Here is a 19,902-nt window from a genome sequence, read left to right as displayed (position 1 = left end):
CTTTGTTTAATTAATTATTTAAATTATCAAATGTATAATACCCATTTGGTTTAGAAACCAATCGCTCAGCGGCTGTAATTGCACCGTTCGCAAAGATATCTTTTGATTGTGCACGATGTGTTAATTCAATCGTTTCATCGACACCAGCAAACAATACTTCATGTTCACCAACAATTGTACCGCCACGAACAGCACTAATTCCGATATCTTCAGGTTTTCTACGTTCAGTTGTTTGTGAGCGATCATAGACAGGATTTACTTCTTTAATATCTTTGATAACATCTAACAATTTAATCAATGTACCACTTGGTGCATCTACTTTTTTATTATGATGTGCTTCGATTAATTCGATATCGTAACCTTGTAAAAGTGGTACGGCAACTTCTAATAATTTTGTCATGACATGGATACCATAACTCATATTTGCACTAAAGAAGACTGGCATGTCTTTACTTAATGCTTGTAGTTTTTCTTGAATTTTTTCTTTTTCACCCGTTGTAGCTACAACAACTGGTAATTTGAAATCTTGGTCTAATAACGGTAATAATAATTCCGGATTAGAGAAATCAATCGCTACTTCAGCATCTTTTGCTTCACTGATTTGTGAATAAGTAGGGTAGGGATAGTCATTTTCAGGATCTGGAACGATAACACCTACAATTTCATGTCCTTGCTCTTCAGCCAAACGTGCCACACGTTTGTTCATTGCACCATATCCGATTAACAAAATTTTCATTAAAGTTCACCTGCTTTATATTTGGCATATGCTTCTTCAAGTTGTTTACGGTCTGATTCTTCTAAAGTCACTAACGGTAAACGTACTTCGTAGTTACCGAATCCTTCAACAGCAGTAAGTGCTTTGATTGGGATAGGGTTAACATCTACTGATAACGCATTTAACAAACGGTTAATTGGTTCGAAATCTTTATCAATTGATTCGCCACGTTTTGCTTTTTCATAAAGTGCTTGGAAATCACCAGGAATCGCGTTTGCGACAACTGAAATTACACCATGGCCGCCTTCAGCGTAATAACGTACAACATTGTCATCGTTACCGCTATATAATGAGAACTCAGATAAGTCTAAGCGTTCTTTTAACGCACGGTGATGTTCAAAATCATTAGTCGCATCTTTCAATGCTACAATATAAGGATTTTTCGCTAACTCAACCATTGTTTCTACATCAATTCTCATATTTGTTCTTGATGGTACATCATATAAAACAACAGGTAGTTCTACTGCATCTGCCACTGTAGTGAAGTGGGCGATTAAACCACGTTGGCTTGTTTTATTGTAGTAAGGTGTAATCAGCATAATTGCATCTGCACCTAATTCTTTAGCACGTAATGAAGCATCTAAAGATTTTTTAGTTGAGTTTGTACCTGTACCAGCAATAACAGTTGCTCTGCCATTCACTTGTTTAATAACTGCTTCTAATACTTTTTCTTTTTCATCTTCAGTTAAAGTAGGGTTCTCTGCAGTTGTACCATTTACAATAATCGCTTGGATATTATTGTCTAATAAATAATTAACATGTTTCTCTAATGCTTGATAATCGACTTCATTATTTGTGAATGGGGTCGTAAGAGCTACCCCAACTCCTTCAAATAAACGACTCATATTAAGAAACTCCTTTCATTGATAAAACTTGTTCTAAAATTTGGACTGTATTCAATGCTGCGCCTTTAAGTAAGTTATCTGATGTTACCCAAATATGGAATGTATTATCTAATGAATCGTCTTTACGGATACGACCGACAAAGACTTCATCTTTACCAGTAGAATAAACAGCCAATGGATATTCATTATTTTCTGGATTGTCTACTAAGACAACACGATCATCGTTTTCAAATAGTTCTTGAATTTCTTTTACTGTCGCTGGTTTATCTAAAGTAACGTCCATTTCAACACTGTGGCTGTCTTGTACAGGTACACGCACACAAGTTGCTGTTACTTTTAAGTCTGGTAAGTTTAAGATTTTACGTGTCTCATCAATCATTTTTTGTTCTTCTTTTGTATAACCATTTTCTAAGAAGACATCAATGTGAGGTAACACGTTGTTATAAATAGGATGAGGATAAGTTTTTGGTTCTTCTCCTTTTTCTCCATTTAATAAATCTTCACGGCCAGCGTAACCTGAACCTGATACTGCTTGATATGTTGTATAAGCAACACGTTTTAAACCATATTTATCTTGTAATGGTTTTAAAGGTACCACTGATTGGATTGTTGAACAGTTAGGGTTTGCGATGATACCTCTTGTAAATTTAGGTTCATTGACTTCTGGTACGACTAAATCGATATCATCATGCATTCTCCATTGACTTGAGTTGTCGATAACAATGGCTCCCGCTTCTTCAAAAATAGGTGAGAAGTGTTCACTTGTAGCGCCCCCAGCACTCATCAATACATAATCAAAATGTTCGCTTGCAGCGTCTTCTGTTAGTTCTTGAACTGTATATGTTTTACCTTGAAACTCGATTTCTTTTCCTGCTGATCTTGCTGAAGAAAATAATACAAGCTCATCAAATGGAATATTTTTACGATCGATTGTCTCTAACATTTTGCTTCCTACTAAACCTGTTGCACCTGCGATTGCTAATTTTGTCATATTCAATTCACTCCATATTATTATTTAAGAAAGTCGTTAATTCTTTCTTGAGTTTCTGATTCTTGCTGCTTTCCAACTTTTAAATATCAAATGTTTCATAAAGTTGTTTGACTGCACGTTCTCCGTTATCAGCATCGATAACATAAGAGATACTGATTTCAGATGTCGTTGTTTGATAGAACGGAATACCTGCATTAATTAAACTGATGAAAGCTTTCGATGCGACACCTGACATATCTCTCATACCTGATCCAATCAAGGAAATCTTTGCGTAGGCATCATTTAAATTATAATCTAAAGCTTGATAACTTTCTGACAATTTGTTAAAAATACCTTTGATTTGTGTCAAATCAGTATCTTTAATTGTAAATGAGAGCTGTAACCCTTCAAGGTTGACGATTTGAGAAATCATATCAACATTGACTTGTCCTTCTTCAAGTAAAGTAAATAAATCTGTTAAGAGCTTATTATCAGATAGGGGATAGCTGATAGTGACATGCATCATTTTGCTATCTAAAGCTACGCCCGTTACTGCTTTTTTCTCTAGTATTTCTGTTTGTGACATAATCCACGTTCCTTCCACATTTGATAACGTTCTTCCTAGATACAATGGAATGTTATAGTTATTTGCGAGTTCGACACTGCGTGTTTCTAAAACCCCAGCACCCAGTGCGCTCATTTCCATCATTTCTTCGTAAGAAACTACACTTAAACGTTTGGCATCTTTATAAATACGAGGGTCAGTCGCATAGACACCGTCAACGTCTGTATAAATTTCACATGGTGTTTGATTGGCTGCTGCTAATGCAACTGCTGTCGTATCCGAACCACCTCGGCCAAGCGTAGTCAATTCAAGTTCATCATTGATACCTTGGAACCCGGCTACAACAAGTACATCATGCGTTTCAAATGCTTTATCAAAAGTATCAGGGTTGATTTCTGCAATCCTGCTTTTGAGATGATGTCCAACTGTTTTAATTCCGGCTTGATATCCTGTCATGGCTCTTGCTTGAACGCCTATATCGTTTAGCACCATAGACAAGTAGGAAACAGTTTGCTGTTCACCAGTTGTTAATAAGAGGGCAAGCTCTTGTTGTTTTGGTTCGCTGGTCAGCGCAGCTACATTTTCCATTAATTGGTCAGTTGTTTTTCCCATTGCACTGACCACGACAATAAGTTGTTCGTCATTTTCAATTCTATTTTTCAGCATTTCAGCAATATTCCTAATTTTCGTAAAATCGCTGACAGACGAACCGCCGAATTTTAAAACACTTCTCTTCATTGCTTTACATATCCTCCTCGATAGTAGGGGAGAATCACATATATAAAAAGAGCAAGTCCGGAATGCGAACTTGCTCGTAAATTTATATACAAGTGATGCACTCCATTATTTGATAATAATGACAGACCCTTAGCTCTTAACCTGAAAGTCCAACAATCATAACTCTGCATTTATGATTATTTCGGCATCTCACCCTTTCCTTACCAACTGCAACAGACAGTAGGCGTGGCAAGTACTTATGATTGATGCGCCTCATCAAAAAACTATTCAATTAATTAGTATGTATCACATTATACATAGTTTCCATTGAGATGTAAACCAGAAATATATGATTTTTGGAAATTTACTGAAAAAAGCCTAAATTCCGAAAGTATTTACTAATTAAGTGTAATTTATACTTTGTTTTTTTCATCGTCTATTATCAATTTTTTAGCTATATACTCTATATAGACTGAACTGTAGGGATTAAACATAGAAAAAGAGGTTAGGATTTTTCACCTAACCTCTGCATAATTTCTAGCTTAATACACCAGTTTCTTTTAGGTACTCTTCGTAACTGATTTCTTTAGAAAGGGCACCTTGTGGGTTTAAGTCGATCACACGGTTTGCGATTGTGTTAATAAACTCAAAGTCATGTGATGTGAAGATGATTGAACCTTTGAATGATTTCAATCCATCGTTGACTGCAGTAATACTTTCTAAGTCTAAGTGGTTTGTTGGTTCATCCATTAAGAGAACATTCGCACTTGAAAGCATCATTTTACTTAACATGCAACGTACTTTCTCTCCACCTGAAAGGACACTTGCTTTCTTCTTCACTTCTTCACCGCTGAATAACATACGACCTAGGAAACCACGTAAGAATGTCTCAGTTTGTTCATCTTCAGGTGCATATTGTCTTAACCAGTCGACTAATGTCATATTCACACCATCGAAGAATTCTGAGTTATCTTTAGGGAAGTACGTACGTGAAGTTGTCACACCCCATTTAACTGTACCTTCATCTGGTTCCATTTCTCCAGCTAAAATTTTAAGTAATGTTGTTTTCGCAATTTCGCTATCTCCAACAAGTACAGCTTTATCGTTAGGGAACATTGTAAATGAAATGTTATCTAAGACTTTTTCACCGTCAATTGTTTTTGATACGTTTTCTACAAATAATAAGTCATTACCGATTTCACGTTCTGGTGAAAACTTCACGAAAGGATAACGACGAGATGATGGTTGAATATCATCTAACTCGATTTTTTCTAATTGTTTCTTACGGCTTGTTGCTTGTTTAGATTTAGAAGCGTTCGCAGAGAAACGTGCAATGAAGTCTTGTAATTCTTTAATTTTTTCTTCTTTTTTCTTGTTTTGTTCTTGCGCCATTTTTTGAGCAAGTTGACTTGATTGATACCAGAAGTCATAGTTTCCGACATACACTTTGATTTTACCGAAGTCTAAATCAGCAATATGTGTACATACGTTATTTAAGAAGTGACGGTCATGGGAAACTACAATAACTGTATTTTCAAAGTTGATTAAGAAATCTTCTAACCAGCTGATTGCAGGGATATCTAAACCGTTGGTAGGCTCATCAAGTAAAAGAACATCAGGTTCACCGAATAAACTTTGAGCTAATAATACTTTTACTTTTTGGTTGTTTTCTAATTCAGACATCTTTTTATCATGTAAATCAGCAGGGATGCCTAGACCTGATAATAATGTTGCTGCATCTGCTTCAGCATTCCAACCATTCATTTCTGCGAATTCGCCTTCTAATTCTGCAGCACGAATACCATCTTCATCACTGAAGTCTGGTTTCATATAGATTTCGTCTTTTTCTTTCATCACTTCATATAAACGCTCGTGACCTTGAATCACAACATCTAATACGCGCTCGTCTTCATAAGCAAAGTGATCCTGTTTTAAAATCGCAAGTCTTTCGTTTTTACCCATTGAAACATGACCTGTTTGTGAATCTAATTCACCAGAAAGTATTTTTAAGAAAGTAGATTTACCTGCACCGTTTGCGCCAATCAAACCATAGCAATTACCTTCTGAAAATTTGATATTTACATCTTCAAACAATTTACGATCGCCAAATCGCAAACTTACATCAGTAACTTGTAACATGAATTTCCTCCATTAATTGATATTTCTAACGCATGAATTATACCACACAAATACGTTTCTTTCGATATATGGCGGTTAAACAAACATAATTCATCTATATTATAGAAAGAATCAATAGAAGTTCTGTCTATAAAAATGTTAACCGTGTTATAATATGCCTAATACAGAAAGTGGAAGGAGTTATTATGGCTTTAAAAGATAACGATATTATCGGTACAATTGAATTTCTCAAAGTAGTCGGTTTGAATGGTTCAACATACCAATTAGCAGGCCCAAATGGCGAAGAAGTGAAACTCAATCAATCAGAAGTAAATGAAGAGGATGACCTGGAAATAGGTGAAGAATATAGTTTCTTTATTTACCCAAACCGTTCTGGCGAATTATTTGCGACTCAAAACATGCCAGACATCACAACAACCAAATATGACTATGTTAAAGTACAAAAAACAGATCGCGATGGTGCGAAAGTAGATGCAGGACTTCCTCGTGAAGTTTTAATCCCATGGGAAGATTTACCAAAAGTTAAATCATTATGGCCGCAAAACGGCGATGAAGTGCTTGCGACATTAAGAATCGATAGTGAGAGACAAATGTTTGCGCGTCTCGCTTCAGAAACGATCGTCAGTCAAATGTACACACCTGTACATGATGATTCACTTCAAAACAATATTATCGAAGCACGTGCCTATCGTGTATTAAAGATTGGAAGTTTCTTACTATCTAAAGATGGTTATAAAATCTTTGTACATGAAAGCGAAAGAAAATCAGAACCTAGACTAGGGGAAGCAGTCAATGTGAGAATTATTGGTCATAATGAAAAAGGCGAGTTGAATGGTTCATTCTTACCATTGGCTCATGAACGTCTTAATGATGATGGCCAAGTGATTTTTGATTTACTTGTAGAATATGATGGAGAACTGCCGTTTTGGGATAAATCAAGTCCAGAAGCAATCAAAGAAGTGTTCAATATGAGTAAAGGGTCATTCAAACGTGCAATCGGTCATTTATATAAGAAGAAAATCATTAACATTGAAACAGGCAAAATCAGCTTAACCAAAAAAGGGGAAGCGATTGCTGAATCAGAAAACCAATCTTAATAATATGAAAAACATTGAAACTAGGGTGCACTGCATCCTAGTTTTTTCTATTTTTTGTAATCTCACTGTAAAATAAGCACCTAAAAGAGCGATTTTTACATTCAAAATCAAAGCCACGCAATTTATTTCTCCTTTTTTCAAATTTTTTACAGAAATTTTCAATCTAATTTCCATTGAGCAATTATGAAGGGCATATTAACGAAATATTAAAACGTTGATGTGACGCGGTTTATTATGCATTTGTAAACTTTGTAAAGATTGTAAATTTAATCTGATTTCTCATTCACTGTATATTTACAATTCCTCTATTTGTAATTAACAATCCGTCTGTAATATAGGTGTTGAAAGTAATTACATACAGCTTGAGCAAACAAAAAAATCATAACGCTCAAATGTTTATTTTAGGAGGATTTCTTATCATGAAAAAATGGCAAGTTTTAGGAACTACAGTAATTGGTGCTTCATTATTATTAGGCGCATGTGGAAACAGCGGCGGCGGTAGCAGCGACAGCGGAGATAGCAAGGATAAAGAAGTCAAAGGCGAAGTTAAAGGTGACGGTTCTTCAACTGTAGGACCAATTATTGAAATTTTAAATGAGAAATTTGCTCAAAAATATCCGAACGTTACGGTTTCATCAGGCACTTCTGGTACAGGTGGCGGTTTTGAAAAATTCATCAATAACGAAACTGATTTCTCAAACGCTTCACGTCCAATCAAAGATGAAGAGAAAAAGAAATTAGAAGAAAAAGGCATCAAATACTCTGAATGGAAGATCGCTAAAGACGGTGTAACAATCGCAGTCAACAAAGACAACGATTTCGTTAAAGAGTTAACAGTTGATGAGTTGAAAAAAATCTACTCTGGTCAAGCTAAAACTTGGAAAGATGTTAACCCTAAATTCCCAGCTAAAGAAATCAAAGCATTCTCACCAGACCAATCACATGGTACTTACGATTTCTTCAGTGAAGAAGTTATGAACAAAGAAGATATCAAAGCTGAGAAAAACGCAGATACAAACGTTATCGTACAATCAGTTAAAAATAACAAAAACGGTGTAGGTTACTTTGGTTACAACTTCTACGAGCAAAACAAAGATTCATTAAAAGAAGTTAAAATCAAAGGTAAAGACGGTAAAGCAATCGAACCAACTAAGAAATCTATCCAAGATGGTTCTTACGCATTAAGCCGTGACTTATATGTATACACTAACGACAAAAAACTTAAAGACAATAAAGGTCTTAACACATTCATCAAATTTATCTTAGAAGATAAAGGTAAATCAGCAGAAAAAGCTGGCTATGTAGCATTACCTGAAAAAGACTACAAAGATCAACTTAAAAAACTAGAAGATTCAACTAAATAATCACAGCAGTACTCAAGTTAAACTTCCATTAGCAGTGAAACTTTCAACTTAAGTTTCGCATCTCATAAGCACTTGTCCACCCGAGCTGTGTCTCGGGTGTGCTTGTTTTAAGACTTATTCACACAATCAAATTGTTTAACACTTATTATTTTTCCAAGGGAAGGAAGAAGGGAATTATGAAATCTCAACACAACGTTAGAGAAATGATTGCTCATAACCAAAGAAACAAAAAAGGTGTCAGTGACAAACTTGTTCCTATTGTTTTAGCGATTATCGCAGTGATATCGATTCTTACAACAATTGGTATCTTATTTACTCTATTAACAGAAACTATTACATTCTTCACACGTGTATCTATCGTAGAATTCTTGTTTACAAGAGAGTGGAACCCATTCTCTAGCGACCCGAAATACGGTATTTGGGCATTAATATTTGGTACGTTGAAAGTTACTGTCATTGCGACACTCTTTGCGGTACCTATCGGATTAGGCGCAGCGATTTATTTGAGCGAATATGCATCAGACAGAATGCGTAAAATTATTAAACCTGTACTTGAAATTTTAGCAGGGATCCCAACAATTGTGTTTGGTTTCTTCGCATTAACATTCGTAACACCAATGTTACGTAGTATCTTCCCTGAATTAGGAAGCTTCAACTCAATTTCACCAGGTTTAGTTGTAGGGGTTATGATCATCCCATTAATCACAAGTTTAAGTGAAGATGCGATGGCATCAGTACCGAACAAAATTCGTGAAGGTGCATTAGGATTAGGCGCAACAAAATTTGAAGTTGCGACAAAAGTTGTTTTACCAGCAGCCATTTCAGGGATTGTCGCTTCAATTGTTTTAGCAATCTCAAGAGCCATCGGTGAAACAATGATTGTATCTTTAGCAGCAGGTAGTACACCAGATGCAACATTTAATTTAACTGGTTCAATTCAGACTATGACAGGTTATATCGTACAAGTTGCAACAGGTGATGCAACATTCGGATCTGATACATATTACAGTATTTACGCTGTAGGATTTACGCTTTTCCTTTTCACACTTGTAATGAATTTAATCTCTCAATGGATTGCAAAACGTTTCAGAGAGGAGTATTAAGATGGCGACTACAACAACTACAAACCAAAGTGGCAGCAGCAGAGCACTGGTTAACCAACAACAAGTTGAAAAGAAATTATCATCTCGTTTAACTAAAAACAAAGTGTTGAAGTGGGTATTCTTCGCTTGTACTTTAATCGGACTTATTGTGCTAGCAGCATTATTAATCGATACATTAATCAAAGGGGTTCCTTATTTAAAACCATCATTCTTTACGAACTTCTCATCTTCAATGCCTTCAATGGCAGGGATTAAAGGTGCATTAGTTGGTACATTATGGTTAATGATTACAATCATTCCTATCTCAATCATTTTAGGTGTAGGTACAGCGATTTATCTTGAAGAATATGCGAAAGATAATGCATTCACAAGTTTCGTTAAAATCAGTATTTCAAACTTAGCTGGTGTACCTTCAGTTGTATTCGGTTTATTAGGACTTACGATTTTCGTTCGTGGTATGGGAATTGAATCTTTATCACTAGGTAAATCAGTCATTGCAGCCGCTTTAACAATGTCATTACTGATTTTGCCAGTAATCATTGTATCAAGCCAAGAAGCAATTCGTGCTGTACCTAAATCAGTACGAGAAGCAAGTTATGGATTAGGCGGCAACAAATGGCAAACAATTTACAAAATTGTTTTACCAGCTGCATTACCTGGTATCTTAACAGGATTCATCTTATCGTTATCACGTGCATTAGGTGAAACAGCACCATTAATCTTAATCGGTATCCCAACAATCTTATTACGCTTACCAACTGGTATCTTCGATATGTTCCAAGCAATGCCGATTCAAATTTACAACTGGGCAAAAATGCCGCAAGAAGCATTCCAACATGTCGCATCAGCCGGCATCATCGTTTTACTTGTATTGTTACTAGCGATGAATGGTTTAGCGATATTCTTAAGAAATAATTTCAGTAAAAAATACTAATTGATAAATTGAAGCTCACGAATAATAATTGATCAAAGGAGTTTTGACAGAATGGAAAAAGTTCAAGACAGAAAACAAGGACAAGACAAGGCAAAGCTAAATGAAGAGTTACAAAGCCACGCGTCAGAACGTACAATTAAAGTAGAATCATACTCTAATGAATCGTCTAAAATTAAAACAGATACAAATAAAGAAATTGTTTACTCAACTCAAAATTTAGACTTATGGTACGGTGAAAACCACGCATTAAAAAATATTAACTTAGATATTTTAGAAAACAATGTCACAGCGATTATCGGACCTTCAGGTTGCGGTAAATCAACGTATATCAAAACATTAAACAGAATGGTAGAACTTGTACCAAGTGTTAAAACAGCAGGTAAAATTCTTTACCGCGGCAACGATATTTTCAGCAATAAACAATCTGTTGAAAAATTACGTACAAACGTAGGTATGGTGTTCCAACAACCGAACCCATTCCCGAAATCAATTTATGATAACATCACATATGGTCCAAAAATCCACGGCATCAAAGACAAGAAAGTCTTAGATGAAATCGTTGAAAAATCATTACGCGGCGCAGCAATCTGGGATGAATTAAAAGACAGATTAAACCAAAACGCATATGGTTTATCAGGTGGACAGCAACAGCGTGTATGTATCGCTAGATGTTTAGCAATCGAACCTGATGTAATCTTAATGGATGAACCTACATCAGCACTTGACCCGATTTCAACATTAAAAGTTGAAGAATTGGTTCAAGAATTAAAACAAAAATATTCTATCATCATGGTAACGCATAACATGCAACAGGCAGCACGTATTTCAGACAAAACAGCATTCTTCTTAAATGGTTACGTAAACGAGTACGATGATACTGATAAGCTCTTCTCTAATCCTTCTGACAAACAAACAGAAGACTACATTTCAGGACGTTTCGGTTAATGACTGTTATCCGTCAGCATTATGAAGAGCAACTAAAAGACTTAATCAAAGATTTACGTGCTTTGGGAATTAAAGTCTACTTCAGTATCGAAAAAGCGGTTCAATCTTTAAATAAAGAAGATCGAAATTTCGCTCGCCAAATCATTAAAGGTGATTTGGATATTAACCAATTAGAAGATGAAATCAATGAAAAAGTTGTGATGTTAATCACAAAACAACAACCGATTGCGACAGATTTACGTATGATGATTGCTGCATTAAAAATCGCATCAGAATTTGAACGAATCGGTGATAATGCCGCAAGCATTGCGAAAATCCGTAAACGTGTAAAAATCACTGATCATTACATTTTAACGCGTTTAAAAACAATGGGTGATTTAGGGTTGCTTATGCTGAAAGATTTAGATACAGCATTTAAAAATAAAGACGTAACTTTAATTCTTGAAATTATCGAACGAGATAAAGATATTGACGATTTATATAAAGACATCGTAAATACAACTTATTTAATCGATAATGATCCATTTGTGGCAGGGCAAGCCCATTTAGCCGCAAGACATTTAGAACGTATGGGAGACCATATCGCAAATATCGCTGAAAATATTTACTACTATATTACTGGCGAAGCTTACGAATCAATGGTCTAAAAATATAAAAACAGGGAGAACACTCAATGCGAGCGTTCTCCCTGTTTTATTTGTGTATTTCAACAATATATAAAGCTTGATATGAACTTTTCTTATGATTGTTGGTTAATTTCTTCTGTTAATTCTTCAAGTTCATCTACAAGACTGCTGATATAACTGATTGTCTCACGCAGTGGGGCATCTGTTGTAATATCAATACCTGCTGTTTTTGCTAAGTCTACAGGTGATAAACTGCCGCCAGCTTTCAAGGTATTCAACCAATCTTCTACTGCAGGTTGTCCTTCGTTTTTAATACGTTGTGACATCACTGTACCTATTGTTAAACCAGCAGAATACGTATATGAATAGAGTCCCATATAGTAGTGTGGTTGACGCATCCAAGTCAACTCTGCTCCTTCAGAAATTTCAACTGCATCACCAAAGAAGTCTTGATAAACTTTGCGTGTAATATCATTAAGTGTAGAGGCTGTTAATGTTTCATCTGCATCTACTAAGCGATAAACTTCTCTTTGATACGTTGCTTCTAATAAGTGCGTCACCATATTGTGATAGTATGTTCTTGAAATAATAGAACCGATTACCCAACGTTTAAATTTAGGGTCATTACTGCTTTCAAAGAGATAGTTCGACATTAACATTTCATTGGTAGTAGATGGTGCTTCTACAAAGTACATAGACGCTTCTGATTCTAAGAAGTTTTGATGACTTTGTGCAAGATTGAAATGACCTGCATGTCCTAATTCATGTGCTAATACAAAGGCTTCATTCATTTTACCAGTCCATGAGATAAAGACATAGCTATGAGAAGCATATGGACTTGCACAATAAGCACCTGTTTCTTTACCTTTATTTTGCGCAAAATCTATCCAACGATCATCATAAGCAGCTTGTACCATGTTCAAGTAGTCATCGCCTAAAATACCTAATGCATTATAGATATAGTTTTTAGAATCTTCAATTGAGATTTCTGGATCGTATGATGGATCAATAGAGACTTTCAAGTCTTCAAATTTCATATGATCAAAACCATGTACTTTTTGAAGTAATTTCGCATATCGTTGCATGACAGGTGCTAATTCACTCATAATGACATCAATTTGACGGTCATACATTTCTCTTGTCACTTCTTGTTCTTCCAACAAGTAGTCAATGACTGAATCATAGCCTCTTAAATCCGCTTCAATCTTCTCTTGTTGTACATGCGTATTATAAATCGCAGCTGTCGTATGTTGATATTTACGTAAAGCTTCACTGAAATGTTTAAAGCTTTTACGTCTGAATGTTGTATCAGGATTATCTTCATATTCATTTTCGAAAGTAGGGTAGTCTAATGGATATGTTTTACCTTCTACTTCAAATGGCTCAAAATGAATATCCAACATTTTAGTGATACCGTACATATCATAAGATGCACTGAATGTCGGTGATAAAGCTGCTAATGTTTTTTCCACCTCGAATGACAATTGGTGTGGTTTACGACGTTTCAATTGTTTTAAATAATGTGGATAAGGTGTATCAGCAATCAATTCGTCGATTTGCGCATCAGATAATGCGAGAATTTCTGACTCAACAAAAGCAAGTTGACTCGCAATTTTTCCGTATGATGTACTAAGTTTAGCACTCAATTTTTGACGGTTCGGATCAGTAGTATCTACACTGTGATACATTTCCGCGTAATTACCTAAACGATCAATTTGAACTAATAAATCTACAAATCGAGGTAATGCTGCTTTCACTTGTTCTACTGAATCTAAATGATTTTCAAACGTCTTATTGAACGCAAGTGTATCACTTAATACTTCTTCTAATGTTTGATAAAATGCTTCATCACTTTCAAATAAATCCGATAAGTCCCATTTCTCTTGCTTAGGAATATCTTTTCTTAATGGTAATCCTTGGCTCATATAGAATTCCTCCTGCAATCTTAATAATTGTTATGAGTAAATTATACATCAAGCGATTCACGAAAGCATCTAGCACAAGCTTTGATTTATTTCATGTTTTAATCACTTTACTGTACAATATGTATAAAGCAAACGATTAAATTCTCATAGAAATGAGAGGAGTAAGTATATGACGATTTCTGATATGCCGAATTATTTATGGATTACGATTGTAGCAGTATTAATCGTAACTGTCTTTTTCGGACTCGCTTTAAGTAAATGGGTAGCACCTGCAGTATTAACATTTGTAGTACTGGGCGTGCTTGCATTCTTCTTGCCAAACTTTTTTGATATCACATATCAGCCATTATTAGGGTATGCTGCGTTTATGGCAATTATCAGTTTAATTGAAAGTTTCTTAGTCTGGTATTTCACACGCGACTTCAGACGTCGCCGTTTAGAAAAACGTCTTCAAAAAGAGCTGCATGAACATGAAGGCAGACGTTCACGCATACATGGATTCCGCAGAAATAAATAAATATATTTAAAACAAACAAGGCTGTTTTCTAAGCAGTCTTGTTTTATTTTGTTTATACTATAGCGCCAACGCACTCTTCTTTTAAAATGAATATTTACGTATTATAATTAAACAATAATGCCTATAGATAGAAAGGAAGTGAACAGCATCTCAAAAGATGATGTTTAAACTTACATAACATAACTTTAACTGAGATGTCTTTCATGAAACGATTACTTACATCACTTGCTGCAGGTGCAGTCATACTTGCTGGATGCAGTAATAGCGGAGGTTCTTCATCAGCTGATGATCAATTAAAAGTCGAACTCCCTCTAAAAACGACAACACTTGCACCGTATGATACAGATGTTCCTGTTACAATTGGAGCGGCTGAAACATTATTTAAAACAACAACGAAAGGTGAAATTAAACCACACCTCGTTAAATCATACGACCAACCATCTGATGATACATTAACTTTCACCTTAAAAGACGGCATTAAATTCCAAAATGGACATGCCTTAACAGGACAAGCTGTCAAAGATAGCTTAGAGCAAGGTTTGAAAAAAAGCGACCTACTGAAAGCAACATTACCTATTGAATCTATTAAAGCTGAAGGCCAAAAAGTAACGGTTAAGACTAAAGGTGCGTATCCAGAGTTGATTTCCGAACTTGCGAGTCCTTTTACCGCTATTTATGATACGAAATCCAAAACAGATATCAAACAAACACCTGTCGGTACAGGCCCATATGCCATTAAAGATTTCAAACGAACACAACAAATCAAATTAAGTCAAAATAAAGATTATTGGCATGGTAAACCAGAATTAAAATCTATGAAAGTTACCTTTAATGAAGATGGCAGTTCAAGAACAGAACATGTACTCTCTGGTCGTACGGATGTCACTACTAATGTACCTGTAGATAAAATCAACAGCGTCAAAAAATCAGATAAAGCAAAACTAGAAAATACTTCAGGTTTCAGAACATCACTATTACTTTACAACCACACAAGTCCTAAAATGACTAAAAACGTGCGAGAAGCATTAGATGCTGTGATTAATCGCCAACAAATCAGTGATAAAGTCGCTGATCATTATGCAGCACCAGCCAATGGTCCGTTCAATACAAAACTAGATTTTATTAAAGATAAAGCCATTCCGAAACAAGATATCTCTAAAGCCAAAGCACTAATGGAAAAAGCAGGCTATTCAGAGAAACATCCATTAAAATTGAATGTTTCATCTTATTCAGGCAGACCTGAACTGACTAAAATCTTACAAGTCATTCAATCTGATGCGAAAAAAGCACATATTCAAATTAAAATTCAAAACGTAGATGATATTGAAGGCTTCTTGAAAAACAAAAAAGATTGGGATGCCTCTATGTATAGTTTCGGTACGATTCCTAGAGGAGATACAGGTTACTTCTTTAATATGGCATATAAAAAAGATGGTGCAGTGAATAAGGGCGCTTATCATAATCACAAAGTAGATCAATTGATTGAACAATTGAATCATACTGTAGATAAAAATGAGCGTCATCACTTAACAAATGAAATATTAGAAGTATCAAAGCAAGATATTCCAAATAGTTATATCCTTTATAATGACCAAATCAATGTGATGAACCAAAAAGTCGAAAATGTTCAAACGACACCAGAAGGTATTTACCTGATTGATGAAAAGGTAGATAAACGAAAATGATAATTAAACACTTACTCTCTAGAATAGGACAAATGATCTTAGTATTATTTGTCCTTTCTACTATTACATTTATATTGATGAAACTTTCGCCTGGTGATCCAGTCAATAAAATGCTGCATTTAGATGTTGCGAATGTATCTCATGACAAAATTGAACAAGCCAGAGCACAATTAGGATTAAATCAACCGATAATTGTACAGTGGTGGGAGTGGTTTACACATATCTTACGTTTGGACTTCGGCACGAGTATTCAAACACAAGAGCCAGTACTGAATGAACTATTATTCTTCACACCACCCACACTCACTATCGCATTTGGTACATTATTGATTACGTTGTTATTATCTTTAACACTTGGAACGTTAGCTGCTGTTTATTATCACACTTGGATTGATCGTACCATTCGTGTGTTAACTTCAGCTTTTGTTTCAATTCCTTCATTCTTTTTAGGAATGTTACTGATTTATTTCATAGCACAAAAATTAGAGCTATTACCAGCAGCTGGTATTGATACGCCTGCAGGTTATATTTTGCCTATTATCGCGTTAAGTATCGGTTTAAGTGCGTATCACATTCGCTTAATGCGTTCGACTTTAATTGATTTATATCGAAGCAGGGAAGTGAAAGCATCACGTGCACGTGGCATGTCAGAAAGTTATATTCTATTTAAAGACATCTTCAAACCTGCTTTGATACCCGTGATTTCTATTATCGGTATGTCTATTGGCGGTTTAATCGGAAGTACTGTTGTAATCGAGAATTTATTCGATATACCGGGTATCGGTTATTTCTTAGTTGAAAGCATTCGTTCGAGAGATTATCCTGTCGTTCAAGGCGCTGTATTAATGATAGGCGCCTTTGTGGTGATTGGAAATGCGATTGCGGATATCATTATCTTATTCTTAGACCCGACACAACGCTATAAACATTTGAAACCTAAATCTTTATGGTCACGTAGAAGAGAAGGGCGAGTGAAACAATGATGAAACTGACGAAACATAATATCATTTTTTATATTTTCGCTATCTATTTGCTTTTACTCATTCTTCTTCAATTTACAGTAACAAGTAACCAAGCATTAACGGTACATTTAAACGATGCATTACAAAATCCAAGCCTACAACACTGGCTTGGGACTGATGATTATGGCAGAAATTTATTTGCGCGACTCGTGATAGGTGCACGTTATACACTTGCGATTACACTGCTAACAATTGCTTTAATCGTAATAATAGGTGTACCGCTAGGTTTGATTGCGGGTTATCGCAAAGGTATCTTAGACACCATTATTATGAGAATCATTGATATTGGTTTAGGTATCCCTGACTTTGTCTTAATGATTGTATTTGCGAGTTTCTTTAAACCAAGTATTTGGAATTTAGTCATTGCCATTACAATCATTAACTGGATGACTTATACGAGAGTAACGCGTACGATTGTAAATACAGAGATGGACAAAAATTATATTAAACTAGCTCGTTATTTCCATGTGCCAGGCTATGTAATTATCTTTAAGCACTTATTACCGCAAGTGCTTCCTTCATTAATCGTCTTGATGATTGTAGATATTGGTAAAATCATCCTATATATTTCATCACTTTCATTCTTAGGGTTAGGCGCACAACCACCTTCACCAGAATGGGGTGCGATGTTAGCGGCTGGTAGAGATTTCTTTACTGAACATCCGATTATGTTATTAGCACCTGCAACATTGATTTCCATTACTATTTTGCTCTTTAATTTGGCAGGGGATGCATTGCGAGACCGTATCTCAGAAAGAAGGGATATTCATGACTAAAACCTTGATGCAATTGAATAATTTGAATATCACCGATCAACAGAAACGTCCCTTAATACAGCATTTAAACTTGTCTATTATAGAAGGTAAAGTGAATGTATTAATCGGTGAAAGTGGTTCAGGCAAAAGCTTAACCGCAAGTGCATTAATCGGTCAAACGCCTAGAGAATTAAAAGTATCTTATAATCAATTCTATTTTGAGAACCAACCCATTCAATCTATTAAACCATTATTAGGTAAACAAATTGGGTATATCTCACAAGATTATGCGCATAGTTTTAATAATCACACCCGTCTTGGCAAACAATTAAGTGCCATATATCGTACGCATTATGCTGTTTCTAAACAAGAAGCATTAGAACATATTGAACGCGCCTTGAATTGGGTGAATTTAGACAGCAATAATATCTTATCTAAATATCGTTTCATGTTATCAGGTGGACAGTTAGAACGATTGTATATTGCGAGTGTTTTAATGTTAGAACCTGATTTAATTATTGCGGATGAACCTGTCGCATCGTTAGATGTATTAAATGGCCAACGTATTATGAAGCTGATTAAGCACTTAGCTGAAGCTCACAATACAACTTTACTGTTAATCACACATAACTTAACACATGTGATTCAATATGCGGATGAAATTAATGTTATTAAAGATGGAACCATCATTGAAAGTGGACCTATATCGCAATTTAAAGAAGGTAATATTGCTGGATATACAAAGCACTTGTTAAATGCGAGAAGTCGCTTAATACGAAAGGAAGATACGCATGATTAAAATTAAACATCTCAGTTTTGCGTATGACAAAGCAGATATTCTTCATAACATTAACCTCAATATTCAAAAGGGCGAATTAGTAGGGATTATCGGTGAATCAGGCTCTGGTAAAACGACATTAATGAACTTGATTCTAGGTGAATTAACGCCTGTTCAAGGCACAATAGATATTAATTCGACTCGTATCTTGCCAATTTTTCAACAAGCGACACAGAGTTTCAATCCAAAGTTAACAATTAAAGCATCATTAATAGAACCTTTAAAATACTATGCGAATGCTGAACACTCATTTGACCAAGTTGTATCACCTTTAATGTCACAATTAGACTTAGATAGCCAACTCTTAACGCGTTATCCAGATCAAGTCAGTGGGGGGCAATTACAACGATTTAATGTATTAAGAACGGTTATGTTGCAGCCTGATGTTTTAATTTGCGATGAAATCACATCAAGTTTAGATGTTGTTGCTGAACAAAAATTAGTCGAAAAGCTTAAAGCCATCCATAATCAACAACAAACAACAATGATCATTATTTCTCATGATATAGCAATGTTAAATCAAATTGTTGAACGAATGATTGTCATTCAAAACGGTCAAATTGTAGATGATTTTAGAACTGAACAATTATTTGATGAATCACGGCATCCATATACTAAAGAACTTACAGCTGCTTATAACGAAAATTAAATTACTCATATAGTATCCAGGTACAAAAAGGTATCTGGATACTATTTATGTAATATCTTAGATTATGTAAACTAGAGACAGATCAGCTGATTCAACTAATGACCAAGCCTTAATCAAAGCTTTTACATACTTAAATCCATAACTTGCTATATGTACGAATTTACCTAAATTAAAATACATAAAAACAGCTTTTTTGGTTTAGAATTTGAGGAAGTTCAAACTAAAGCAAACAAAGACTCAAACACAAATTACAAATCATGACCAAGCAACATAAACATAACAACAAAAGTATCAATACATACACAATAGAGTATAGGTAAAACCACTTCTTCTGCTCAATACATAACTTCCTATAACATATATTATGTAAACTAAAAGAACAAAAAGAATAGTTACATACAGCTACCTCGCTTTTATGGTCATATTTACCA

18 protein-coding genes and 1 riboswitch are annotated in these 19,902 nt (G+C 35.1%); of the genes, 12 read left to right on the top strand and 6 right to left on the bottom strand.

What is annotated here, in order from left to right; all coding sequences use genetic code 11:
• Nucleotides 1–10: 10 nt before the first annotated feature.
• The 5 genes from dapB to HMPREF2846_RS12285 all read right to left on the bottom strand — a co-directional run bounded on the left by dapB (nucleotide 11) and on the right by HMPREF2846_RS12285 (nucleotide 6,011).
• Nucleotides 11–736 (bottom strand): 4-hydroxy-tetrahydrodipicolinate reductase, encoded by a 726-nt coding sequence (dapB, locus tag HMPREF2846_RS12305; protein WP_002480909.1) that lies wholly within the window; start codon nucleotides 734–736, stop codon nucleotides 11–13.
• A complete protein-coding gene (gene dapA / locus HMPREF2846_RS12300) occupies nucleotides 736–1,620 on the bottom strand; it encodes a 4-hydroxy-tetrahydrodipicolinate synthase (protein WP_023015222.1) in 885 nt (294 codons plus the stop codon). Before dapA ends, dapB begins: the two co-directional genes overlap by 1 nt.
• A 1-nt stretch (nucleotide 1,621) precedes the next feature.
• The gene (locus HMPREF2846_RS12295) at nucleotides 1,622–2,611 is read right to left on the bottom strand and encodes an aspartate-semialdehyde dehydrogenase (RefSeq protein ID WP_023015223.1); all 990 of its coding nucleotides are present in this window, start codon (nucleotides 2,609–2,611) and stop codon (nucleotides 1,622–1,624) included.
• A gap of 79 nt (nucleotides 2,612–2,690) precedes the next feature.
• Nucleotides 2,691–3,893: an aspartate kinase gene (locus HMPREF2846_RS12290; protein WP_002480906.1), complete on the bottom strand. Its 1,203-nt coding sequence runs from the start codon at nucleotides 3,891–3,893 to the stop codon at nucleotides 2,691–2,693.
• Nucleotides 3,894–3,980: 87 nt separating this feature from the next.
• Nucleotides 3,981–4,157: riboswitch (Lysine riboswitch) on the bottom strand.
• A gap of 252 nt (nucleotides 4,158–4,409) precedes the next feature.
• The gene (locus tag HMPREF2846_RS12285) at nucleotides 4,410–6,011 is read right to left on the bottom strand and encodes an ABC-F family ATP-binding cassette domain-containing protein (RefSeq protein WP_070626747.1); all 1,602 of its coding nucleotides are present in this window, start codon (nucleotides 6,009–6,011) and stop codon (nucleotides 4,410–4,412) included.
• Nucleotides 6,012–6,196: 185 nt separating this feature from the next.
• Between HMPREF2846_RS12285 and cvfB the strand changes: the two genes are divergently transcribed.
• The 6 genes from cvfB to phoU all read left to right on the top strand — a co-directional run bounded on the left by cvfB (nucleotide 6,197) and on the right by phoU (nucleotide 12,101).
• A complete protein-coding gene (cvfB, locus tag HMPREF2846_RS12280; protein ID WP_070626746.1) occupies nucleotides 6,197–7,108 on the top strand; it encodes an RNA-binding virulence regulatory protein CvfB in 912 nt (303 codons plus the stop codon).
• 419 nt (nucleotides 7,109–7,527) lie between these two features.
• A complete protein-coding gene (locus HMPREF2846_RS12275) occupies nucleotides 7,528–8,472 on the top strand; it encodes a phosphate ABC transporter substrate-binding protein PstS family protein (protein ID WP_002480903.1) in 945 nt (314 codons plus the stop codon).
• Nucleotides 8,473–8,648: 176 nt separating this feature from the next.
• Nucleotides 8,649–9,575: a phosphate ABC transporter permease subunit PstC gene (gene pstC / locus HMPREF2846_RS12270; protein WP_070626745.1), complete on the top strand. Its 927-nt coding sequence runs from the start codon at nucleotides 8,649–8,651 to the stop codon at nucleotides 9,573–9,575.
• A gap of 1 nt (nucleotide 9,576) precedes the next feature.
• Nucleotides 9,577–10,509, top strand: coding sequence for a phosphate ABC transporter permease PstA (pstA, locus tag HMPREF2846_RS12265; protein WP_070626744.1), 933 nt, complete (start codon nucleotides 9,577–9,579; stop codon nucleotides 10,507–10,509).
• A gap of 51 nt (nucleotides 10,510–10,560) precedes the next feature.
• Nucleotides 10,561–11,454: a phosphate ABC transporter ATP-binding protein PstB gene (gene pstB, locus HMPREF2846_RS12260; RefSeq protein ID WP_070626743.1), complete on the top strand. Its 894-nt coding sequence runs from the start codon at nucleotides 10,561–10,563 to the stop codon at nucleotides 11,452–11,454.
• Nucleotides 11,454–12,101 carry a phosphate signaling complex protein PhoU gene (gene phoU, locus HMPREF2846_RS12255; protein ID WP_002480899.1) on the top strand — a complete coding sequence of 216 codons (648 nt, stop codon included), beginning with the start codon at nucleotides 11,454–11,456 and terminating at the stop codon, nucleotides 12,099–12,101. The genes pstB and phoU overlap by 1 nt, the downstream gene beginning before the upstream one ends.
• A 92-nt stretch (nucleotides 12,102–12,193) precedes the next feature.
• Here phoU and pepF read toward each other — a convergent pair whose 3' ends face one another.
• On the bottom strand, nucleotides 12,194–14,005 hold the full coding sequence (gene pepF, locus HMPREF2846_RS12250) for an oligoendopeptidase F (RefSeq protein WP_070626742.1): 1,812 nt from the start codon (nucleotides 14,003–14,005) through the stop codon (nucleotides 12,194–12,196).
• A 169-nt stretch (nucleotides 14,006–14,174) separates the two neighbouring features.
• On the opposite strand from pepF, the gene HMPREF2846_RS12245 reads away from it, so the two are divergent.
• The 6 genes from HMPREF2846_RS12245 to HMPREF2846_RS12220 all read left to right on the top strand — a co-directional run bounded on the left by HMPREF2846_RS12245 (nucleotide 14,175) and on the right by HMPREF2846_RS12220 (nucleotide 19,471).
• Nucleotides 14,175–14,522, top strand: a complete 348-nt coding sequence (locus HMPREF2846_RS12245; protein WP_070626741.1) for a hypothetical protein — start codon at nucleotides 14,175–14,177, stop codon at nucleotides 14,520–14,522.
• A gap of 203 nt (nucleotides 14,523–14,725) precedes the next feature.
• Nucleotides 14,726–16,207, top strand: a complete 1,482-nt coding sequence (nikA, locus tag HMPREF2846_RS12240; RefSeq protein WP_070626740.1) for a nickel ABC transporter substrate-binding protein — start codon at nucleotides 14,726–14,728, stop codon at nucleotides 16,205–16,207.
• Entirely contained in the window at nucleotides 16,207–17,190 is a 984-nt protein-coding gene (gene nikB, locus HMPREF2846_RS12235) for a nickel ABC transporter permease (protein WP_371099760.1), read from the top strand. The genes nikA and nikB overlap by 1 nt, the downstream gene beginning before the upstream one ends.
• On the top strand, nucleotides 17,187–18,005 hold the full coding sequence (nikC, locus tag HMPREF2846_RS12230) for a nickel transporter permease (protein WP_070626738.1): 819 nt from the start codon (nucleotides 17,187–17,189) through the stop codon (nucleotides 18,003–18,005). Before nikB ends, nikC begins: the two co-directional genes overlap by 4 nt.
• Nucleotides 17,998–18,783: an ATP-binding cassette domain-containing protein gene (locus HMPREF2846_RS12225; RefSeq protein ID WP_070626737.1), complete on the top strand. Its 786-nt coding sequence runs from the start codon at nucleotides 17,998–18,000 to the stop codon at nucleotides 18,781–18,783. Before nikC ends, HMPREF2846_RS12225 begins: the two co-directional genes overlap by 8 nt.
• On the top strand, nucleotides 18,776–19,471 hold the full coding sequence (locus HMPREF2846_RS12220; RefSeq protein ID WP_070626736.1) for an ABC transporter ATP-binding protein: 696 nt from the start codon (nucleotides 18,776–18,778) through the stop codon (nucleotides 19,469–19,471). The genes HMPREF2846_RS12225 and HMPREF2846_RS12220 overlap by 8 nt, the downstream gene beginning before the upstream one ends.
• The last annotated feature ends 431 nt before the right edge of the window (nucleotides 19,472–19,902 follow it).

Origin of the sequence: Staphylococcus sp. HMSC056G08, assembly GCF_001812305.1 — a bacterium.
GTDB classification, from domain to species: domain Bacteria; phylum Bacillota; class Bacilli; order Staphylococcales; family Staphylococcaceae; genus Staphylococcus; species Staphylococcus simulans.
This window is presented reverse-complemented; position numbering and strand designations above follow the sequence as displayed.